At 71.9% G+C, this 19051-nt stretch carries 14 protein-coding genes; 6 read left to right on the forward strand and 8 right to left on the reverse strand.

Annotation, left to right across the window (positions count from 1 at the left end; genetic code table 11):
- Positions 1-50: 50 nt before the first annotated feature.
- The 4 genes from ACFYX3_RS18300 to ACFYX3_RS18315 all read left to right on the forward strand — a co-directional run bounded on the left by ACFYX3_RS18300 (position 51) and on the right by ACFYX3_RS18315 (position 4916).
- Positions 51-3293 carry a nitrate- and nitrite sensing domain-containing protein gene (locus ACFYX3_RS18300; RefSeq protein WP_389014246.1) on the forward strand — a complete coding sequence of 1081 codons (3243 nt, stop codon included), beginning with the start codon at positions 51-53 and terminating at the stop codon, positions 3291-3293.
- A gap of 7 nt (positions 3294-3300) precedes the next feature.
- Positions 3301-3714 (forward strand): roadblock/LC7 domain-containing protein, encoded by a 414-nt coding sequence (locus tag ACFYX3_RS18305; RefSeq protein WP_053725133.1) that lies wholly within the window; start codon positions 3301-3303, stop codon positions 3712-3714.
- Positions 3715-3805: 91 nt separating this feature from the next.
- Complete coding sequence (locus tag ACFYX3_RS18310; RefSeq protein WP_376594859.1) at positions 3806-4354, forward strand: DUF742 domain-containing protein; 549 nt, start codon at positions 3806-3808, stop codon at positions 4352-4354.
- Positions 4335-4916, forward strand: a complete 582-nt coding sequence (locus tag ACFYX3_RS18315; RefSeq protein ID WP_073912790.1) for an ATP/GTP-binding protein — start codon at positions 4335-4337, stop codon at positions 4914-4916. The genes ACFYX3_RS18310 and ACFYX3_RS18315 overlap by 20 nt, the downstream gene beginning before the upstream one ends.
- A 74-nt stretch (positions 4917-4990) precedes the next feature.
- On the opposite strand, the gene ACFYX3_RS18320 is transcribed toward ACFYX3_RS18315, so the two are convergent.
- The 6 genes from ACFYX3_RS18320 to ACFYX3_RS18345 form a co-directional block, all read right to left on the reverse strand.
- Positions 4991-6196: a hypothetical protein gene (locus ACFYX3_RS18320; protein WP_389014250.1), complete on the reverse strand. Its 1206-nt coding sequence runs from the start codon at positions 6194-6196 to the stop codon at positions 4991-4993.
- A gap of 80 nt (positions 6197-6276) precedes the next feature.
- On the reverse strand, positions 6277-6471 hold the full coding sequence (locus ACFYX3_RS18325; RefSeq protein WP_116158666.1) for an acyl-CoA carboxylase subunit epsilon: 195 nt from the start codon (positions 6469-6471) through the stop codon (positions 6277-6279).
- A 14-nt stretch (positions 6472-6485) separates the two neighbouring features.
- Complete coding sequence (locus ACFYX3_RS18330) at positions 6486-8069, reverse strand: acyl-CoA carboxylase subunit beta (RefSeq protein ID WP_389014254.1); 1584 nt, start codon at positions 8067-8069, stop codon at positions 6486-6488.
- Between the two features lie 153 nt (positions 8070-8222).
- The gene (locus ACFYX3_RS18335) at positions 8223-10565 is read right to left on the reverse strand and encodes a polysaccharide lyase 8 family protein (RefSeq protein ID WP_389014580.1); all 2343 of its coding nucleotides are present in this window, start codon (positions 10563-10565) and stop codon (positions 8223-8225) included.
- A 111-nt stretch (positions 10566-10676) separates the two neighbouring features.
- Entirely contained in the window at positions 10677-14525 is a 3849-nt protein-coding gene (locus ACFYX3_RS18340; RefSeq protein WP_389014257.1) for an endo-alpha-N-acetylgalactosaminidase family protein, read from the reverse strand.
- A gap of 97 nt (positions 14526-14622) precedes the next feature.
- Positions 14623-15132 (reverse strand): hypothetical protein, encoded by a 510-nt coding sequence (locus ACFYX3_RS18345; RefSeq protein WP_376592533.1) that lies wholly within the window; start codon positions 15130-15132, stop codon positions 14623-14625.
- Positions 15133-15447: 315 nt separating this feature from the next.
- Here ACFYX3_RS18345 and ACFYX3_RS18350 point away from each other — a divergent pair, with 315 nt between their 5' ends.
- Positions 15448-16059, forward strand: coding sequence for a YceI family protein (locus ACFYX3_RS18350; protein WP_352027639.1), 612 nt, complete (start codon positions 15448-15450; stop codon positions 16057-16059).
- Between the two features lie 80 nt (positions 16060-16139).
- Here the strand turns inward: ACFYX3_RS18350 and ACFYX3_RS18355 are convergent, their stop codons facing one another.
- Both ACFYX3_RS18355 and ACFYX3_RS18360 read right to left on the reverse strand, forming a co-directional pair.
- Positions 16140-17294: a serine hydrolase domain-containing protein gene (locus tag ACFYX3_RS18355; protein ID WP_389014262.1), complete on the reverse strand. Its 1155-nt coding sequence runs from the start codon at positions 17292-17294 to the stop codon at positions 16140-16142.
- A gap of 32 nt (positions 17295-17326) precedes the next feature.
- On the reverse strand, positions 17327-17779 hold the full coding sequence (locus ACFYX3_RS18360; RefSeq protein ID WP_389014265.1) for a DUF4267 domain-containing protein: 453 nt from the start codon (positions 17777-17779) through the stop codon (positions 17327-17329).
- A 159-nt stretch (positions 17780-17938) separates the two neighbouring features.
- Between ACFYX3_RS18360 and dnaN the strand changes: the two genes are divergently transcribed.
- Positions 17939-19042 (forward strand): DNA polymerase III subunit beta, encoded by a 1104-nt coding sequence (gene dnaN / locus ACFYX3_RS18365; RefSeq protein WP_389014268.1) that lies wholly within the window; start codon positions 17939-17941, stop codon positions 19040-19042.
- The last annotated feature ends 9 nt before the right edge of the window (positions 19043-19051 follow it).

Below are 19051 nucleotides of genomic sequence, written 5' to 3' on the forward strand. Positions count from 1 at the left end.
ACGAAACACCGGCACAACGTAGGTGCCGACGCCGAGAGGTTGTTGGTCGAGTGAGGCGAAGCAAGGAAAGCTCCGCGGAGCAGGAGACGCGGGGCAACTTCACGCCGCCGTCGCGTACGGCGATGTCGCCCGCGGACGTGCCCGTGACGCCGCCCCCCGTCGAGCCGGTCAAGGGCAGCTCCAGCAAGCTCTCGCCCCGCAACTGGCGGGTGCCCACGCGCCTGAACGCGATCCTCTGCATACCCGTGCTCACCGGCCTCGTCATGGGCAGCTTCCAGGTGAAGTCGGCGATCGACACCTGGCAGGAGGCGCAGGACGCCGAGAAGACGGCGCTCATCGTGCGCGCCGCCTCGGAGTACAGCACCGCCCTCCTCAACGAGCGCGACCTGACCGCCGGCCCCCTGCTCGCCGCGAAGACCCCCGAGGACCGCAAGGCCGACGAGGTCACGCGGGCGTACGCCGCGACCGACTCCGCCAAGGCGAAGTTCGACGAGGCCGTCAAGAACATGCCGTCGGGCCAGGGCCTGGAGCGCCGTCTGCGGCTGTTCCAGGACGAGGAGCCGAAGCTGGAGACGCTGCGCAAGGCCGCGTACACCCGCTCCCTCGACCCGGTGAACACGCAGCTCGGCTACACGGGCGTGCAGCACTACCTGATGGAGTTCTCGAACGAGCTCGGTCTGGGCACCGGCAACATCACCAGCTACGGCCGCACGGTCTACGCGATCCAGCTGTCGAAGGGCGCGGAGTCCCTCCAGCGCTCCATCGGCACGCAGCTCCTCGTCCGGCCCAGCCGGGACGAGGCGGTCTTCGCCCAGCAGTCCGTGGCGTTCAACTCGTACAACTACCTGGAGCAGATCGCCCTCGGCGAGTTCAGCTCCGGCGGTCTGCCCGAGGACGTCGACCTCCTCAAGAAGGTCATGGCCGGCAAGGCCGCCGAGGGCGAGAAGCGGATGTCCGCGGCCGGCGTCGAGCTGCCCAAGGGCAAGGACGGCTCCGTCTACTCCGGCGTCGCCTCCCGGATCGGCACGGCCAAGAGCCCCGAGGGCATCAAGGAGCTGAAGGGCCAGGGCATCACGCCCGAGACCTGGATGGCCGTCGCCACCGCCAAGTTCGACGGCTACAGCGAGGTCGAGAAGACCCTCGTCGACAAGGCCGTGGCCGAGGCCGCCGACATCTCCGACGAGGCCAAGACGGACGCCTGGGTCAACGGCGGCATCGTCGTCGTCGCCCTGCTCGCCGCCTTCATCCTGGCCGGGATGATGGCCCGCCAGATGAGCCGCTCGATGCGCGAGCTGCGGACCGCCGCGTTCAGCATCGCCGAGCAGCGCCTGCCGATGCTGGTCGACCAGCTCTCCCGTACGGAGCCGGGCCGGGTCGACACCCGCGTCCAGCCCATCCCGATCGACTCGCAGGACGAGATCGGCGAGGTCGCCCGCGCCTTCGACCAGGTCCACCGCGAGGCCGTCCGGCTCGCCGCCGAGCAGGCCATGCTCCGCGGCAACGTCAACGCGATCTTCACGAACCTCTCGCGCCGCAACCAGTCGCTGATCGAGGGCCAGCTGACCCTCATCACCGACCTGGAGAACAACGAGGCCGACCCGGACCAGCTGGAGAACCTCTTCCGCCTGGACCACCTCGCGACCCGTATGCGCCGCAACGGCGAGAACCTCCTCGTCCTCGCCGGCGAGGAGCCGGGCCGCCGCTGGGACCAGCCGGTCCCGCTGGTCGACGTCATGCGCGCCGCCTCCTCCGAGGTGGAGCAGTACGAGCGCATCGAGCTGGCCGGCGTGCCGGAGGCCGAGATCCACGGCCAGGCCGTGACCGACCTCGTGCACCTGCTCGCCGAGCTCCTGGAGAACGCCACCACGTTCTCCTCCCCGCAGACCAAGGTGCGCGTCACCGCGACGCGTCTCCCCGACGGCCGCGTGATGGTCGAGATCCACGACAAGGGCATCGGCCTCACCGCCGAGGACTTCGCGGACATCAACCACAAGCTGGCCAACCCGCCGACCGTGGACGCCGCCGTCTCGCAGCGCATGGGCCTCTTCGTGGTCGGCCGCCTCGCCGACCGGCACGGCATCCGGGTCCAGCTCCGCCCCTCGGGCGAGCAGGCCGGGACGACCTCGCTGGTCATGCTGCCGGACGCGATCACGCACGGCGGTGGCGGCGAGCAGCCGCTCCACGACGACTTCACCGTCTCGCAGATCATCCCGGAGCAGCAGCAGAGCGCCTTCGAGGCCGCCCCGCAGCAGCAGCCGATGCTCACCGCGGCCGACCTCGGCTTCGACGACTCGCGCTACGAGCAGCCGGCCGAGGAGGAGCGTCAGCTCGACCCGGTCAACCGCTCGCTGCAGCGCGAGGAGCGCCGTGCGGCCCTGGAGGCCCAGGCGCAGGGCGGCGACCGTCCGCTCTTCCGCGACGAGGCGGAGCCGGCGGAGCAGTACGGGCAGCAGCAGGCCCAGGAGTACCCCGCCGAGCAGTACCCGGCGGAGCAGTACCAGGGGCAGGAGTACGGCCAGGAGTACGCGGACGGCTACGCCCAGCAGGACGGCTACCCGCAGCCGCAGGACGGTTTCGCTCGGCAGGATGGTTACGCCTACCCGGAGCAGGGCTACGAGGCATACCCGCAGCAGGGCTATGCGGAAGCCTCGTACGGAACTCCGGAAACCGAACACCAGCAGTACGGCAATGCGTTCGATCCCCAGCCCCACCAGGCAGAGTGGCCGGATCAGAACGCTTACCAGGGCGGCTACGGTCAGGATTTCGGAGCGGAACCGGAATCTGCTCCGAGCGCTCCCGAACAGGCCCCCGACCGCGTAGGCTTCGACCGTCCGGGTCCGACTCCGAGTCCTTCCCCGGACGCCAGCCACGCGCTGACCGACGCCGGTCTGCCGCGCCGCGGCAGCGTCGGATCGCAGGCGCAGCAGGTGCCGCAGCAGGCGCCGCAGCAGCCGAAGCCCGCGCAGCCGGTGCAGCAGCAGGCCGAAGCCGACGGCTCCGACGAATGGCGCTCGACCAACGACGAGCGCTGGCAGCGGGCCGGAAAGCTCAAGGACCCCAAGGCGGGCGGGGTCACCTCGTCCGGTCTTCCCCGACGGGTCCCGAAGGCCAACCTGGTCGAGGGCACGGCAGAGCAGACCCCGCAGGGCGGCCCCCAGGTCTCCCGCGCACCCGAGGACGTACGGGGCAGGTTGAGCAACCTGCGCCGGGGCGTCCAGCAGGGACGCAACGCGGGAACGGACACGAACGGATCGGGCTTCGGCCCGGGCAGCACCTACAACCAGGAGCGTTAGTGTGAGCATGAGCCAGGCGGCGCAGAATCTGAACTGGTTGATCACCAACTTCGTGGACAACACCCCCGGGGTGTCGCACACGGTGGTGGTCTCCGCCGACGGACTCCTGCTGGCGATGTCCGAAGGATTCCCCCGCGACCGCGCCGACCAGCTGGCGGCCGTCGCCTCCGGACTGACCTCGCTGACCGCGGGCGCGTCCCGGATCTTCGAGGGCGGTGCGGTGAACCAGACCGTGGTGGAGATGGAGCGCGGCTTCCTCTTCATCATGTCGGTCTCGGACGGCTCCTCGCTGGCCGTCCTCGCGCACCCGGAGGCCGACATCGGTCTCGTGGGCTACGAGATGGCCCTGCTCGTGGACCGCGCGGGCTCCGTCCTGACGCCCGACCTCCGGGCGGAACTTCAGGGAAGTCTGCTCAACTAACAGACGGACAGTGCGTTTCGTGCCACCGCACCGTAAGGTGCGGTGGCGCGGTTCAAGGGACATGGACCGCGAGGCAGTCGGAGGAGGAGACGTGGGTACACCCCCGGGCGCGAGCCCCTACAACGGTTATGGCGCGCACCAGGCGCCGCTGGGCGACGCCGCGCAGAACCGGTTCAACTTTCCCTCCACCCCGAGCAGACAGGGCGTGTCTCAGCCCTACGCGCAGCCTCAGGTCCCGTCGGCCGCGGGTTCGCCGTCCGCCTCGCGCGGGCCGTCCGCCTCGGGCGGTTCCGGCGGGCACAACCCGCTGGTGCGTCCGTACGCGATGACCGGTGGCCGGACCCGGCCGCGTTACCAGCTCGCCATCGAGGCGCTGGTCAGTACGACGGCCGATCCGGCCCGGCTGCAGGGGCAGTTGCCCGAGCACCAGCGGATCTGCCGGCTCTGCTTCGAGATCAAGTCGGTCGCGGAGATCTCGGCACTTCTCTCCATTCCCCTCGGCGTCGCCCGAATCCTCGTCGCCGACCTGGCCGAGGCCGGACTCGTCGCCATCCACCAGCCGGGCGGCGACGAGGCCGCCGGCGGTCAGCCAGACGTGACACTGCTCGAAAGGGTGCTCAGTGGACTTCGCAAGCTCTAGCGGCGGCGCGGCCCGTTCAACCACCAGCGCGAAGATCGTGGTGGCGGGCGGCTTCGGCGTGGGCAAGACCACGTTCGTCGGCGCCGTCTCGGAGATCAACCCGCTGCGTACCGAAGCCGTCATGACCTCCGCGTCCGCGGGCATCGACGACCTCACGCACACCGGCGACAAGAAGACGACGACCGTCGCCATGGACTTCGGCCGCATCACCCTCGACCAGGACCTGATCCTGTACCTCTTCGGTACGCCCGGACAGGACCGCTTCTGGTTCATGTGGGACGACCTCGTCCGCGGCGCCATCGGCGCCGTCGTGCTCGTGGACACCCGCCGCCTGGCGGACTGCTTCCCCGCGGTCGACTACTTCGAGAACTCGGGCCTCCCGTTCGTCATCGCCCTCAACGGCTTCGACGGAGCCCAGCCCTACCAGCCGGAGGAGGTGCGCGAGGCCCTCCAGATCGGCCCCGACACCCCCATCATCACCACCGACGCCCGCCACCGCGCGGACGCCAAGAGCGCGCTCATCACGCTCGTCGAGCACGCCCTCATGGCCCGCCTGCGGTAGTCCCGACGGGACGAGGTACGGAAAGGCCCCGCGCACCGGATCCGGTGCGCGGGGCCTTTCCGTGTCCCGCCCTCTCAGTCCTGCCAGTAGAAGAGCAGGGTGTCGACGTCGAGGGGCTCGCGTCCGCCGAAGTGGTAGACGCACAGGCCGGTGACCTCGATGCCGCCGGTGGCCCGGTCGATCCAGCGGAAGCCGGCCTCCTCCAGGGCCCGCCGAGCGGGGTGCCCGTCGTCGTGACCGGAGGCGAAGCGGCCGAGGACGCTGATGCGGACGTGCTCGTCTCCGCACGGGATCACGTGGTAGCTGCCGTCGCCCTGCTGGTGGTGGTCCCCGGCGGAGACCGGCGGGGCCGGGTCGAGACCGGCGGCGGCCAGCGCGGCCGTCGCACGGGCGAGCCGGGCGTCCACGTCCTGGTGGCCCGGCGGCTCGGTGCACAGGGCTTCCAGGCGCCAGCGGGGGTCGCTCTTCCGCTCGCACCGGGGGGCGTACTCGTGGACGATCGCCCGGCGCAGTTCCTCGTCCAGGCCGTCGACCCCGACCCGGGGAGCTCCGAGCCGCTCGTCGAGCCGGCGGGTCTCCGCGCGGTCGTCGGTGAGTCCGTGGAGGGCGCAGACGGCCCGCACGGCGGCCTCGGGGGTGGGCGCCTCGTCCAGGAAGGCGCGCAGGCGGTCCGGGTCCGCGGCGAGCGACTGGGCGAGGTCCGCGACGCCGCGGTCGGGGTCGGCCAGGTACGGGAGCACGTCGAGACCCACGCGGTGCCGGGTCCGGAGCGCGAAGCGGCGGTCCTCGGGCCGGTCCTCGCCGAGGTCGGCCAGGATCGCGTCGGCGCCGTGGTGCTCCACCAGACCGTCGAGACCGGCCTCCCCGATCTCCCGCCACCGCTGCCAGGGCGAGGCCGCGAGCGTGGACAGGCCGGGGGCGGCCGTGCGGTCGCCGAGCAGGCCGCGGGCCTTGAGGACCGCCTCGGCGACCCCGTACGAACCGTCCCCGTGCCGCTCCTCGTCGCGCAGCCAGGGCAGGAGTTCCGTCCGGCCGGCGAGGAGGTCGAGGAGCGCGATGCGCACCTCGGCCGTCTCGTCCTCGTCCCGGATCCGGTCGAGGAGGCCGCGGACCCTGGCCTCCGGGACCCGGCCGGCGAGCGCGTCCGCGCAGATCCGGCGGCGCCACCAGGCGTTGCCGGGGTCCAGGACGTAGCGGGCGAGGGCGTCGGGGTCGTGGGCGCGCAGGGCGGCGGTGTCGGGCTGCCCCCGGTCCGGCATCAGCGTGTCGATCTTCCGCATCGGGCGATGCTACGTGCAGGGGACGGCGAAGGGCCCCCGGTTTCCCTGTGCGGGAAGCGGGGGCCCTTCGGTGCTGCGGGTCAGCGCCAGCTGTGCGGGGCGCGGAAGCCGTGCTCGCGCTCCAGACGGCGCCAGCCGGCCTGGGTGCGGCGGTGCGCGGCGGTCTCGGCGGGCTGGGAGGCGGCGCGGGCGAGCAGCACGGCCGTGATGGCGGCGAGCTCCTCGGGGTCGGCGGTGCCCTTCTCGACGCGGAGAAGGTTGGCAGGCGTGGTCACGTGGATGACTCCTCTTACTGAGGCGGGTTGCCGTGCTTGCGGGACGGCAGGTCGGCGTGCTTGGTGCGGAGCATCGCGAGGGACCTGATGAGCACCTGGCGGGTATCGGCGGGGTCGATGACGTCGTCGACCAGGCCGCGCTCCGCCGCGTAGTACGGGTGCATCAGCTCGGCCTTGTACTCCTTGACCATGCGGGCCCGCATGGCCTCGGGGTCCTCGGCCTCCGCGATCTGCTTGCGGAAGATGACGTTGGCGGCGCCTTCGGCGCCCATGACCGCGATTTCGTTGGTGGGCCAGGCGTACGTCAGGTCGGCGCCGATGGACTGGGAGTCCATCACGATGTAGGCGCCGCCGTAGGCCTTGCGCAGGATCAGGGAGATCCGGGGCACGGTCGCGTTGCAGTACGCGTACAGCAGCTTCGCGCCGTGCCTGATGATTCCACCGTGCTCCTGGTCTACACCAGGCAGGAAGCCGGGTACGTCCAGAAGGGTGATGATCGGGATGTTGAAGGCGTCGCACATCTGGACGAAGCGCGCGGACTTCTCGGAGGCCTCGATGTCGAGGACGCCGGCGAGCGACTGGGGCTGGTTGGCGACGATGCCGACGACCTGGCCGTCGAGCCGGGCCAGGGCGCAGATGATGTTGCGGGCCCAGCGCTCGTGGATCTCCAGGTAGTCGCCGTCGTCGACGAGCTCCTCGATGACCTTGTGCATGTCGTACGGGCGGTTGCCGTCGGCGGGCACGAGGTCGAGGAGGACGTCGGAGCGGCGGTCGGCCGGGTCCTCGGAGGCGACGGTCGGCGGGTTCTCGCGGTTGTTCTGCGGGAGCATCGACAGGAGGTAGCGGACCTCGGCGATGCAGGTCTCCTCGTCGTCGTACGCGAAGTGCGCGACGCCGGAGGTCTCGGCGTGGACGTCGGCGCCGCCGAGGCCGTTCTGGGTGATCTCCTCGCCGGTGACCGCCTTGACGACGTCCGGGCCGGTGATGAACATCTGCGAGGTCTCACGGACCATGAACACGAAGTCCGTGAGCGCCGGGCTGTAGGCGGCGCCGCCGGCGCACGGGCCGAGCATCACCGAGATCTGCGGGATGACACCCGAGGCCTTCGTGTTGCGCTGGAAGATGCCGCCGTAGCCGGCGAGCGCCGAGACGCCCTCCTGGATACGGGCGCCGGCGCCGTCGTTCAGGGAGACCAGCGGCGCACCGGCCGCGATGGCCATGTCCATGATCTTGTGGATCTTCGTGGCGTGGGCCTCGCCCAGGGCGCCGCCGAAGATCCGGAAGTCGTGCGCGTAGACGAAGACCGTGCGGCCCTCGACCGTGCCCCAGCCGGTGATGACACCGTCGGTGTACGGCTTCCTGGCCTCCAGGCCGAAGCCCTGCGCGCGGTGCCGGCGCAGCTGCTCGACCTCGCTGAAGGAACCAGGGTCGAGCAGCAGCTCGATGCGCTCACGCGCCGTCAGCTTGCCCTTCGCGTGCTGGGCCTCGGTAGCGCGGTCACTCGGGCCACGGAGCGCCTGCTCGCGCAGGACGTGCAGCTCGGCCACTCGGCCACGGGCGTCAGCGGGCTCGCTCGGGATCTGGTCCACAACGGTCATGTTCCGACCCTACGAAGTCACGCAAGAAAACCCCGCCGTCGACTCCGTACAGTCTCGCGTGTCGAATCCTGGTGGGGCTGGACAGAACCCAAACCCGACCAGCCCGAGTCAACAGCCAGACACCCCCCGTGTTTGTGGGGTTCCGACATAGACCTAGACGAGAACCTCACAACCGTGGGTCGCTCCCCCGGTACCCGGAGTGATCCGCAGCCGCAGCTCGGAGCCGGTGGCGAGGACCTCCACCGAGGGATCGCGGCGGACCACCCGGCGGACCGGACGGTTCCACACCAGCTCGAGGGGCTGCCCGGTGCGGAGCGGCTCGGAGACCCTCAGAGAGAGGACGGAGCGGTTCCGCCGGACGAGGACGCCCGCGGGCGCGGTGACCGTGAGCGGACCCACCGTACCGGCCTGCCAGAGGTTCGCCGCGGTCAGTCCGAGGGACGGGACGGCGATCGCCTGCCGCTCGGCGGTGTTGTCGAGAACGTTCAGCCAACCGGGGTCGGCGGCGCGGGCCGCGACCGTACGCGGAGAGGCGCCCGGCATCAGGACGTACGCGTAGGAGGCGGCGACCGGGTCGGTGCCGTGGTCGAGCCAGAGGGTCTGGTAGCGGCGGGTCCGGCGCTCGGTGGAGCTGGTGGTGTTGATGTCGCTCCAGGCGCCGGTGCGGTCCTCGCGCAGGGTGCGGAGGTTCCCGGCCCCCTGCGGGAAGACCCAGCCGCCGTGCCCCTCCAGGTGCGCCCAGCCGTCGCCGGTGGTGAGGGCCTGGGTGCCGGACTCCCCCAGGAGGCGGTTGTCGACGACCGTCTCGACGGGCACGCCGTCGGTCGCGGTGATCCCGGCGCCCAGGCAGACGACCGCGTCCGCCGCGCAGAACCAGGACTTGCGGGCCTCCAGGGTGGAGCCGAGCCCCTTGAGGTGCTGGCCGACGGCCGCGTACTCGCCGTCGGTGGTCCCGCCGACCCAGCGGACGGCCGGCCGGGGCGCGCCCCACTCGCCGCCGGCCCGGTCGGCGAGGCGCTTGGTGGAGACGGTGGTGCCGGGCAGGCGGTACGGGTCGACGGTGGGCCAGAACCAGTCGGTGTACTGGTCGCCGAGGTCCGGGGTCCACCAGGAGAGCATCCCGGCGCCGGTGTGCCAGCCGCGCGGGTTCTCGCCGTTGCCGCACTCGTAGTACGTGATCCGGTTCGAGGCCATCGAGAGGGAGGCGGCCCAGCCGGGGCGGCGGTGCACGGCCCGGTCCATGGCGGGGAACAGCCGGTGGCCGGTGGGTTCGGGGGCGGCGGGGACGGGGGCCGCTGCCACGGCGTGCAGCCGGGCGAGGTCCGCGACGCCGAACTGGCGGGCGGCGAGGATCGGGGAGACGGTGTCGCGCTCGATCCACCCCTTCACGCGCGCGTGCCACCGGTCCCGCTCGGCCGGCGACGCCCCGCCCGCGAGGAGGGCGATGGCCGCGATGACGCCCTGGCCGTGGAAGTGGTCGGACCGCATGATCCGCCGGTCGTCGTTCTTGAGGTAGCCGCGGCTGGTCGCGCGCCCGTTGACGCTGTCCATCATCAGGCCGTCGTGGATGAAGGGGGCGTAGGCCTTCTCGACGCTGTCGAGGACGATCTGCCGGTTCGGGTCGGTGACGGCCCAGCTGGACCCGGCGAGCAGGGAGAAGAGCCGGCCGAGGCCGTCGAGCATGACCTGCCCGTAGGTGCCGGAGTAGGCGACCCAGGTGTGCTGGACGAAGGAGCCGTCGGCGTAGAGGCCGTCCCCCTGGGTGACGTACGGGAAGACGGGCGAGAGGGCGTCACGGGCGAGGGCGATCTTGGCGGGGTTCGCGCCGAGGACCCCGCGCAGGGCGACGGAGCGGCAGAGGTCGACACGGTTGGCGCCGGTGGAGGTGCCGGAGTAGTTCAGGAGGACCGAGTCGGGCACGAAGTGGTCGACGGCGGCGCAGGCGGCGGCGATGCGTTCGGCGCCGAGGCGGGGGTGGAGCGCGGCGACGACGTCCATGAGGAGCCGGGGCGCCCCGATCTGCCATTCCCACCAGTTGCCGTAGCGGGGGGCGCCCGCCCGGTAGACGGTGGCGGAGAGGTGGTCGAGGCCGCGCAGCACGTCGGCGAGCAGGCTCTCGTCGCCGGTGAGGCCGGTGCCGGGCTGGACGTACGCCTGGGTCATGGTCCACAGGCGGCTGTAGCTCTGGGAGATGCCGGCCGGCGGGTCGAAGGGGGCGTCGGGCCAGAGGGAGGCCGTGGCGGGGGCCATGGCCGCGCGGAAGGCACGCGCGAGCGTGCCCGTCTCGGCGAGCCGGCCGGCGTAGGGCTCGGCCCCGGCGTCGAAGCCGGAGCCGAGCTGGAGGTCGAGCCAGCGGAGCCGCAGCGCCTCGAACTCGTCGGCCGAGTCCGCCGAGTCGGCCGAGTCGGCCGCACGGGCGGCGGGGAGCGGGAGCGCGAGGGTCGCGGCGGTGGCGCCGGCCGTGCTCAGGAAGGTGCGGCGGGACCAGAGGGGCAGGGACACGGGAGCCTCCCGGGGGAAGTGGTGGAGACCGGTCGGCGCCCGGTGTAACACCCTGTTTCCGACGCAATCAATGAGCACGGCAAGCGCTTGCTGTGCCGGGGGGTGTCAGCTCCCGCAGTGGAAGCGGGCACTCCCCCAGTCCGCGTGGTCGTTGCCGTTCCCGTCGCCGCCGTCGCCGACGACGAGATCGACGTAGGAGGCGCCGGTGACGTCGGCGGTGAGCTGCCAGGCCGGGTCGGCGGCCCTGAGGACCGGGGACTTCGCCTTCTCCGTACCGTCCGCGAGCACGCTGAACTGGACGCTGCCACGGGTGGCCTGGACGTCGTCCACCCCGACCTCGGCGGTGAGCGAGGTGCACCTTCCGCCGAGGTAGTAACGGACCTTCGCCGGGGCGTGGGTGCCCAGGCCCTTGGCGTAGGACACGCCGCCGATCCGCAGCGGGGAGCCGTCGCCGGTGCCGGTCTCACCGTTGGAGAGGTCCCGCTCGACGGGTCCCCAGCCGTTGGCGGCCGAGGTCCAGTCGAGGTCGCTGGCCCAGCTGTCGGCGGTGGGCGGCGGGGGCAGGGTGCGGACGGTGGTGGCGGCGGTGAGCTTCCGCTGCCCTCCCCCGATGCCGTACGTGACGGAGGCGCCCAGCGGGTACGGCCGGTAGGCCGCGTCCACCGGCGGGGTCACCTGCCAGGTGGCGGTGGCCCGCGCGCCCGGGGCGACCGTGCCGAGGGCGACGGGCGCGGCGGGTTCGGCGGTCCAGCCCTCGGGGAGGGTGAGGACGGCCTGGGCGCCGGTGACGTCGGCGGCCTCGTCGTTGTCGAAGGTGGCCGTGACCCGGTTCGGGCGGCCGGGCTCCAGGGTCTCGGGCGCGGTGACCGTGAGCGTGCCGCAGGCGGCGGGCTCGGCGGCCGGGCCGAGGTCGGTGACGGTGAAGCCGTCGAGGACGAAGTCGGCGCCCTCCGGGGCGTCCCCGCGCTTGCGCAGACCGGTCCAGGTGTCGCCGCAGCCGGCGGTGACGGTCTCGGAGAAGTGCCCGGTGGTCCGCTGCTGTCCGATCGGGGTGCGCCGGGTCTCGACGGCGGCCCCGTCACCGTTCGTACGGTCGTAGCCGGTGACCCACTCGTACGCGCCCGCGTGGCTGGACTGGTAGTCGTACTCCACGCGGTAGTCGTGGCCGTCCTTCATCGGGACGGTCCAGGGCGCGGTCCGGTAGACGAGTCCGCTGTTCTCGTCGTGGGACTTGAGGCTCTCGGCGCCGCCGATGACGTCGTCGATCAGCTTCCCGTTCCAGCCGGCCCGGGTGTACGGGGCGTGCAGCTGCGCGATGTGGGTGCGGGGGTCGGTGGTGCCGCCGGCGTCGCCCTTGAGGAAGGGGCCCCATCCCTGGTCGACGGCCTCGAAGTCCTCGTACGCGACGGTCCCGGCCTTCGTCGCGGGGGCGTTGGCGACGATCCGGACGTCGTCGATCCGGACGGTCGCGGGGCTGCCGCCCGCGGCCTGGATCCGCAGCGGGACGGAGCCGTCGGCGGGTGCGGTGAAGGTGACCTTGGCGCGCTGGAAGCGTGTGCCGTTCCAGTCGGAGGCGGCGACCCGGTCCTCCAGGGCGGAGCGCTCGACGGTGACGGACGCGCCCCCGGCGGAGAGGGTGGTGGGGCGGGTCTTCCCGGGCTCGACCTCGATGAGGGCGGAGGCCGTGTACCGGGCGCCGGGGGTGAGGCCGGTGATCTGCTGGCGGACCGAGGCGGTGGCGGCGCCGCTGAGCTCGGCGCTGTTGCGGCCCTGGTCGTCGGTGTCACGGGCGACGGTGCCGGCCTTGGTCCAGCCGCCGAGCTTGGCGTCGTTGAAGCCGGGGTCCTTCACCGGGGTGCCCTGGCCCCACTGCGGGGCGGTCTGCGCGGGGGCGCTGTCCGGGTAGAGGACGTAGGGCTGTCCGGCGACCGCGTCGAGGGTGATCCGTCCGCCGGAGGGGCGCACGGTGGCGGTCTTCACGCGCCCGTTGTCGGTGAGCCTGTACACGGTGTAAGCGCGCGTGGAGCCGGGGACGGCCCAACTGGTCGTCCCACCGGCCTTGTTGTAGTGGTAGAGCTTCTTGCCGCCGTCCCAGGGGAGCAGGTAGCTCTCGCCGTCGAGGACCTTGCGGCCGTTGTCGTAGAAGGTGCGGCGGCCGTTCTCGACGGTGCCGCGGACGCCGCCGGTGAAGGTGATGTCGTCGCCGTTCCAGCGGGTGATCTTCTGCTGCTGGAGGTACTTGGCGGGCAGGTTGCGCTGCCAGATGTTGGCGGAGAAGGCGTTCCAGTCGGTCTCGCCGGTCCAGCCCTCGAAGTCGACGAGGGCGGTCTGGCCGAGGACCGGGTGGTTGTTCCAGGTGTCCTTCTCGCCGTTGCGGATGAAGCGGATGATCTGCGAGTTGAGGCCCTTGTTGGTGGCGCCGCCGTAGTCGAGGTCGTTGGCCCAGTGGGACCAGAGGGAGGCCCGTTCGAACTTCTCGGACCACTCGGTGGCGACGTTCCAGCCCTGCGCCTGCACGGCCTGCATCGTCTTGTCGGCGATCCAGCCGTGGGTGTAGTAGACGTCGATGTAGAGCATCGACAGGTTGGGGTCGGTCTCGTCGCGGAGCTGCTGGAAGCGGCGGGCGAGGTCGCCGCTGTTCACGTCCCGGCGCTGGTCGATGTAGTAGCTCTGGTTGAGCCAGTTCCAGCCGGGCTTCGTCTTGTCGACGAGGGTCTCGCTGAAGTTGTGCGCCTCGGGGTACGACTCGGTGGCGTTCACGTGGACGCCGAAGCCGGCGCCCCACTTCTTCCCCTCGCGCAGGAGGGTGTTGAGGTCGGCGAGGCCGCCGGCGCGCTTGTTGTAGTTGCCGCCGTAGTCGGGGTGGGCGGAGTCGTGGCCCTCGGAGCCGTACCCCTTCAGCAGCGCGAACTGGCCGAGTCCGTCGGTGGAGAGCGAGATCCGCTTGACGTCGTCGAGGGTGCGGAGGAAGGGGTGGGTGGCCTGGGAGGCGAAGTTGAACGGGATGTGGGCGACGACCCGGTTCGGGGTCTGCTCGCTGCCGGGGGCCTTGATCCCGATCGTGCGGAAGGCGACGGCGCCGTCCTGCCAGTCGACGGCTCCGTCGGCGTTGGCGTCGGGGGTGACGACGACCTTCGCCCAGGGCAGGTTGTCGCCGCTCTCGGGCTGTGGGGCGCCGGCGCCGCGGTAGGTCCACTGTCCCGACCAGACGCCGACGCGGGTCTCGGTGCCGCTCCTGCGGGCCTGGTGCCAGAAGCGGGCGCCGTCGCGGGCGGAGGCTCCGGAGGGCTTGTCGTAGGAGGAGTTCGACTCGACGGCCGCGGCGAGGGTGCCGGTGTTGACGATGGCGTAGCTCGCGCCGACCGGGTTCGCCTCGGCCGCGGTGGTGCCGGTGACCCGGGCGAAGACGTCGGCGGTACGGGTGGAGTCCGGGTCGAGCCGGGTGAAGGCGGTCGCGGCGCCGGTGTCCGAGGAGCCGACGGAGACCAGGTCGTGGCCGGGGATGTCGATCGTGCCGACGCGGAAGGCCTCGGTGTCGCGGACGGCGGTGACCTTGAAGGTGGTGGTGCGGCCGTCGACGCCGAGCCGGGCGTCGATCTCGACGCCGGGCAGGTCGGGGAAGACGAGGGTGTACGCGGCGGAGGCGGCGGTCAGGACGGGCGCGCCCTTGGCCTGGACGGCGTGGGCGGTGCCGTTGAGCACGACCTGCGTCACCGGGGCCGTACTCCCGAGGAGACGGGCGCCGCTCGCGCGGTCGGTGTACGAGAGGACGCGGGGGAAGTCCTCGGCGACGGCGACGGAGAGCTGCTCGGAGCCGATGACGGGGTCCGCGGGGGCTTCCTCCGCGAGGGCGGGTCCGGAGAGGGCGAACACGGTGGCCGACGCGGCGGCCAGCGCACAGGCCGTGCGCAGCCGCCGCGCCGCGGAGGGGGTTGAGGTGTGTGGGTGCGACATGCGCACCAGTTGGCCCGGGGGGACGGATCACCGTCAACGAGATCGTCCGCGGAGGGCCCCGCCAGTCCAACAACCCCTTCCGGTTAGTCCAAGTCGCTCAGCAGCCGCCGCAGTTGTAGAAGGTCACGTCCCAGTGGCTGCCCTCGTCGGCGTAGACGTTGCCGGCGCCGGACTTCCACTGCGGGGCTCCGTCGCCGCGCAGCCCGATGTACGCGAAGGTGTTCTTGATGTAGTTCCCGACGCAGGTGTACTTGCTGAGGTCCAGCTTGTAGCCGTTCCAGTGCGAGTACGTGCCGCTCGCGTGCCCGGTCTCGGTGCCGCCCGTGATGTTGAGGGCGCAGCCGCTGGCGCTCTTCAGGGTCTGGGCGCCCTGGGCGGTGGCGAGGTTGAGCTGCTCGAAGGACGTACAGGTGGAGTTGTTCCGGTCCGAGCAGTTGCCGGACGAGGACCAGGTGATCCCGGAGGACCGGAACATCGAGGTCGCGGTGGCGTGGCTGATCTTGGTGACGGCGTGGGCGTCGGTGGTGGTGGTGAGGGCACCGAAGCCGGGGGCGAAGAGGGCGCCCAGGACGAGGGCGACTGCGGTGAGGACGGAGCGGAGCTTCACGGGGGTTCCTCCTGCGGGTGACCGTGACGGCTGGGGACGGCTGTGCAGGTGGTGCTCGTGGTGCCGGTGGTGCTCATGGTGCTGGTGGTACTCGTGGTGCCGGTGGCGCATGTGGAGCCGGATGGCACGTGTGGAGCCGGTGCATCCGGTCGCGCAGGGAGATGGTGCCGTAGTTCTACGCGCGTCCGCCAGAGGGCGTCGGTGTCGTCGTGACGCCGTTCGGATGAACAGCTTCCCCAGATGTTGAAAGTTGAACGGAATAGGGCTACAGTCGTTCTCGTTGAAGGTTCAACAAACACCGACAAGGAGCACGTCATGGGTCTCTTCAGCCGCAAGAACAACGAGTCCGCCGTCGCCACCGCCACCCTCCCGGTGGACCCGGCCCTCGCCGCCCTCACCGGCGACTACACCATCGACCCGGCGCACAGCAGCATCGGCTTCACCGTCCGTCACGCGATGGTCACCAACGTCCGCGGCACCTTCGCCGAGCACGAGGGCGCGCTGAAGCTCGACGGCTCCGACCCCGGCGCCTCCACCGCCTCGATCGACGTCAAGATCGCCTCCATCGACACCGGCATCGGCGACCGCGACGGCCACCTGCGCAGCGGTGACTTCTTCGACGCCGAGCAGTTCCCGCTGATGAGCTTCCGCTCCACGAGCGCCGAGCAGCTGGGCGGCGACAAGTACCGGATCACCGGCGACCTGACCATCAAGGACGTCACCAAGCCGCTCGCCATCGACCTGGAGTTCAACGGCACCGCGACGGACGTCTACGGCAACGAGCGCGTCGGCTTCGAGGGCTCCGCCGAGATCCTGCGCTCCGCCTGGGGCCTGACCTGGAACGCGGCCCTGGAGACCGGTGGCGTCATGGTCAGCGACAAGGTCAAGCTGAACTTCGACATCTCCGCCATCAAGAACGCCGCCTGACCCCTTCCGGGAACCTCCGGACACACGAGCGCGCCCGCCCTCCGCCGCAGCGGAAGGCGGGCGCTCGGCGTTCGTCGGGCCTACAGGGCTGCCGCAGCCTCGACGACGGCCGGGATCAGCCGGTCGTTCTCCGGCGCGCCGGGACCGCTCATGAAGCCGAAGCGGCGGCGGGCGTAGCTGTAGGCGAGCCCCGTCGCGGCGTCGGCGAAGGACTGGGTGCCGGGGGCGCCGCTGTGCCCGACGGCGAGCGGACTCAGGGACGGGTGGCGGGTGGCGAGCGGGACGAAGCCGAGGCCGAAGGCGTTCTCCCCGCCCGTCACGAGGTCGGTGCCCTTGGAGTGGGCCCGGGCGAACTCGGCCAGGGTCTCGGGGGTGAGCAGCGGGGGCCGGCCGTCGAGCTCGCCCGCGACCGCCGCGTACAGCCGGGAGAGGCCGCGCGCGGTGCCGACGCCGCCGCCGGAGAGCGGCGACTTCGCACGGACGGTCCGGGAGTTGCCGTACGCGACGAGGTCGAACGGCGACTCGGCGTGGGCGTTGAAGGCGATGGCCGTCAGGCTGTCCGGCTCCAACGGGTTCTCGGCGAGGAACGCCTGCTGGGCGGGGGTGGGCTGCATCGGCAGGGCCGTACGGAAGCGGGGTTCGAGCTCCTCCGGCAGGCCCAGGTAGTAGTCGAGGGCGTACGGGGCGCGGACCCGCTCCTCGAACAGCTCCTGGACCGTGCGGCCGGTGGCCCGCAGGACCACCTCGCCGACCAGGGCGCCGAAGGCGAGGCTGTGGTAGCCGTGGCCGGAGTCCGGCTCCCAGTACGGGCGGTGTGCGGCGAGCCTGGCGGCGACCACCCGGTCGTCGGCGAGCTCGTCGAGGGTGAAGCCCCCGTCGACCCCGATCGACCCCGCCCGGTGCGCGAGCAGCGCGCGCAGGGTGACACCGCCCTTGCCCTCGGCGGCGAACTCGGGCCACCAGGAGGCGACTTCGCGGTCGAGTTCGAGCGCCCCCTCCTGCACGAGGAGGGCGACGACGAGGGCGGTGACGCCCTTGGCGGAGGAGTAGAGCGCGAGCAGGGAGTCCCCGTCGACGCCGTCACCGCCCCACAGGTCGACGACGAGCCTGCCGTGGTGGTGGACGGCGAGCTGGGCTCCGCCGTCCCGGGCCTCGTCCGCGGCGATCTCCGCGAACACCTCGCGTACGGATTCGAATCCGGGCTCCACCGTGCCGTGGACGTCGACGTCGGTCATGGCTCCGCTCCCCCCGTGCGTGGCTGTCGCTGTCAGAGAGAAGAACGATCAAGGATGCGATTTCCTTCCCGCTCAACGGAGTTCGACCTCACGGTTCCGCTCTCGGACGAGCTCGCGAAGAGGAGTCCGGCGGTGAGGAGCATCCCGACACAGGTGGAGGCGTGGATGCCGAGCGCGGCGGCGTACGTGCCGCCGTGGGTGAGGACGGCGAAGGCGTCGACGCAGGGGGACATCGCGAAGAGCAGCGTGACCCAGGCGAGCGAGCGGCGCCTGCCGAGCGCGAGGAGGGTGAGGACGATCGCGCCGTCGGCGAGGTCGCGGCCCGCCTTGACCGTGAGGAATCCGACGGCGTCGCCCTGGGGCAGGGAGGGGATGCCGAAGCCGGCGGCGAAGGCCTCGGGGGTGAACAGGCCGCCGTAGGCGAACCAGAGGCAGGCGAGGCCGAGCAGGACGGACAGGACGGTGGCGAGGCGGTGCGTCGTCATGGTTCCCCCAGAGGATTGATCTATCACTGCTAGGACTGATGGCAACGCTAGGCCTAGCGACGCCTCCTTGTCTAGCAATGCTAGAAACCGGCGCCTGGCGGGATCGGCGCCACGACGGGCTCAACGCCGTTGTCGGTGGCGGCCGCTAGCGTCGTCGGCATGGAATTGCGTATCGACAGCGCCGTGTTGACCGACGCCGTGGCCTGGGCCGCGCGTGTCCTGCCCGCCCGCTCCCCCATGCCCGTGCTCGGCGGGCTGCTCCTGGAGGCGGCGGACGGTGGACTGCGCGTCTCGGGCCTCGACCACGAGGCCTCGGCCCGCGTCGAGGTCGAGGCCGACACCGCCGTCGAGGGCCGGGCCCTGGTCCTCGGCCGGCGCCTGCTCGACATCTGCAAGGTGCTCCCCCGGGGCGCCACCGAGCTCGCCGTGGAGGGCGCCCGGCTCTCGGTGACCTCGGGCGACGCCCGCTTCGGCCTCTCCCTGCTGCCGCTCGACGACTACCCCGCCGCGCCCGCGCTGCCCGAGGTGCGCGGGCTCGTCGACGGGGACGCCTTCGCCGCCGCGGTCGGCCAGGTCGCCGTGGCCGCGGGCCGCGACGACTCGCTGCCCGTCCTGACCGGGATACGGCTCGCCCTGGACGGCGCCACGATGACGCTGGCCGCCACCGACCGCTACCGGTACGCGGTCCGCACCCTGGAGTGGAAGCCGGAGGCCGGCGCCCCCGAGGAGGGCGCGGACGTGGTCGTCCCGGCCCGCCGCCTCACCGAGATCGCCCGCTCCCTCGCGGGCACCGGCCCGGCACGCCTCGCCCTCGACTCCGGCTCCCTCGGCTTCGAGAGCGGCGGCACCCGCACCACCACCCGTCTGCTCGACGGCCGGCTCCCCCGCCACGACAAGCTCTTCACGCTCGGCGAGCACGCCCTCGCGGTCACCGAGCGGGCCCCGCTGACCGAGGCCGTCAAGCGGGTCGCGGTCGTCGCGGAGGGCGACAGCCCGGTCCAGCTGGCCTTCTCCCCCACCGGCCTCCACCTCCAGGCGGGCTACGAGGACGACGTGGCCTCCCAGCGCCTCCCCGCCACCCTCACGGGCTCGGAGTCCCTGACGGTCGCCTTCAACCCGGGCTACCTCCTGGACGCGCTGGGCTCCCTGGACGCCCCCGAGGTCCGCTTCCACCTCCTGGGCCCGGGTCAGCGCGCCCTCCTGACCAACGGCCCGGAGGAGACCCACCGCCACCTGCTGATGTCGGTGAAGCCGCTGGTGTGACCTCCGGCG

The organism is Streptomyces sp. NPDC002463 (assembly GCF_042889835.1).
GTDB classification, from domain to species: Bacteria; Actinomycetota; Actinomycetes; order Streptomycetales; family Streptomycetaceae; genus Streptomyces; species Streptomyces nymphaeiformis.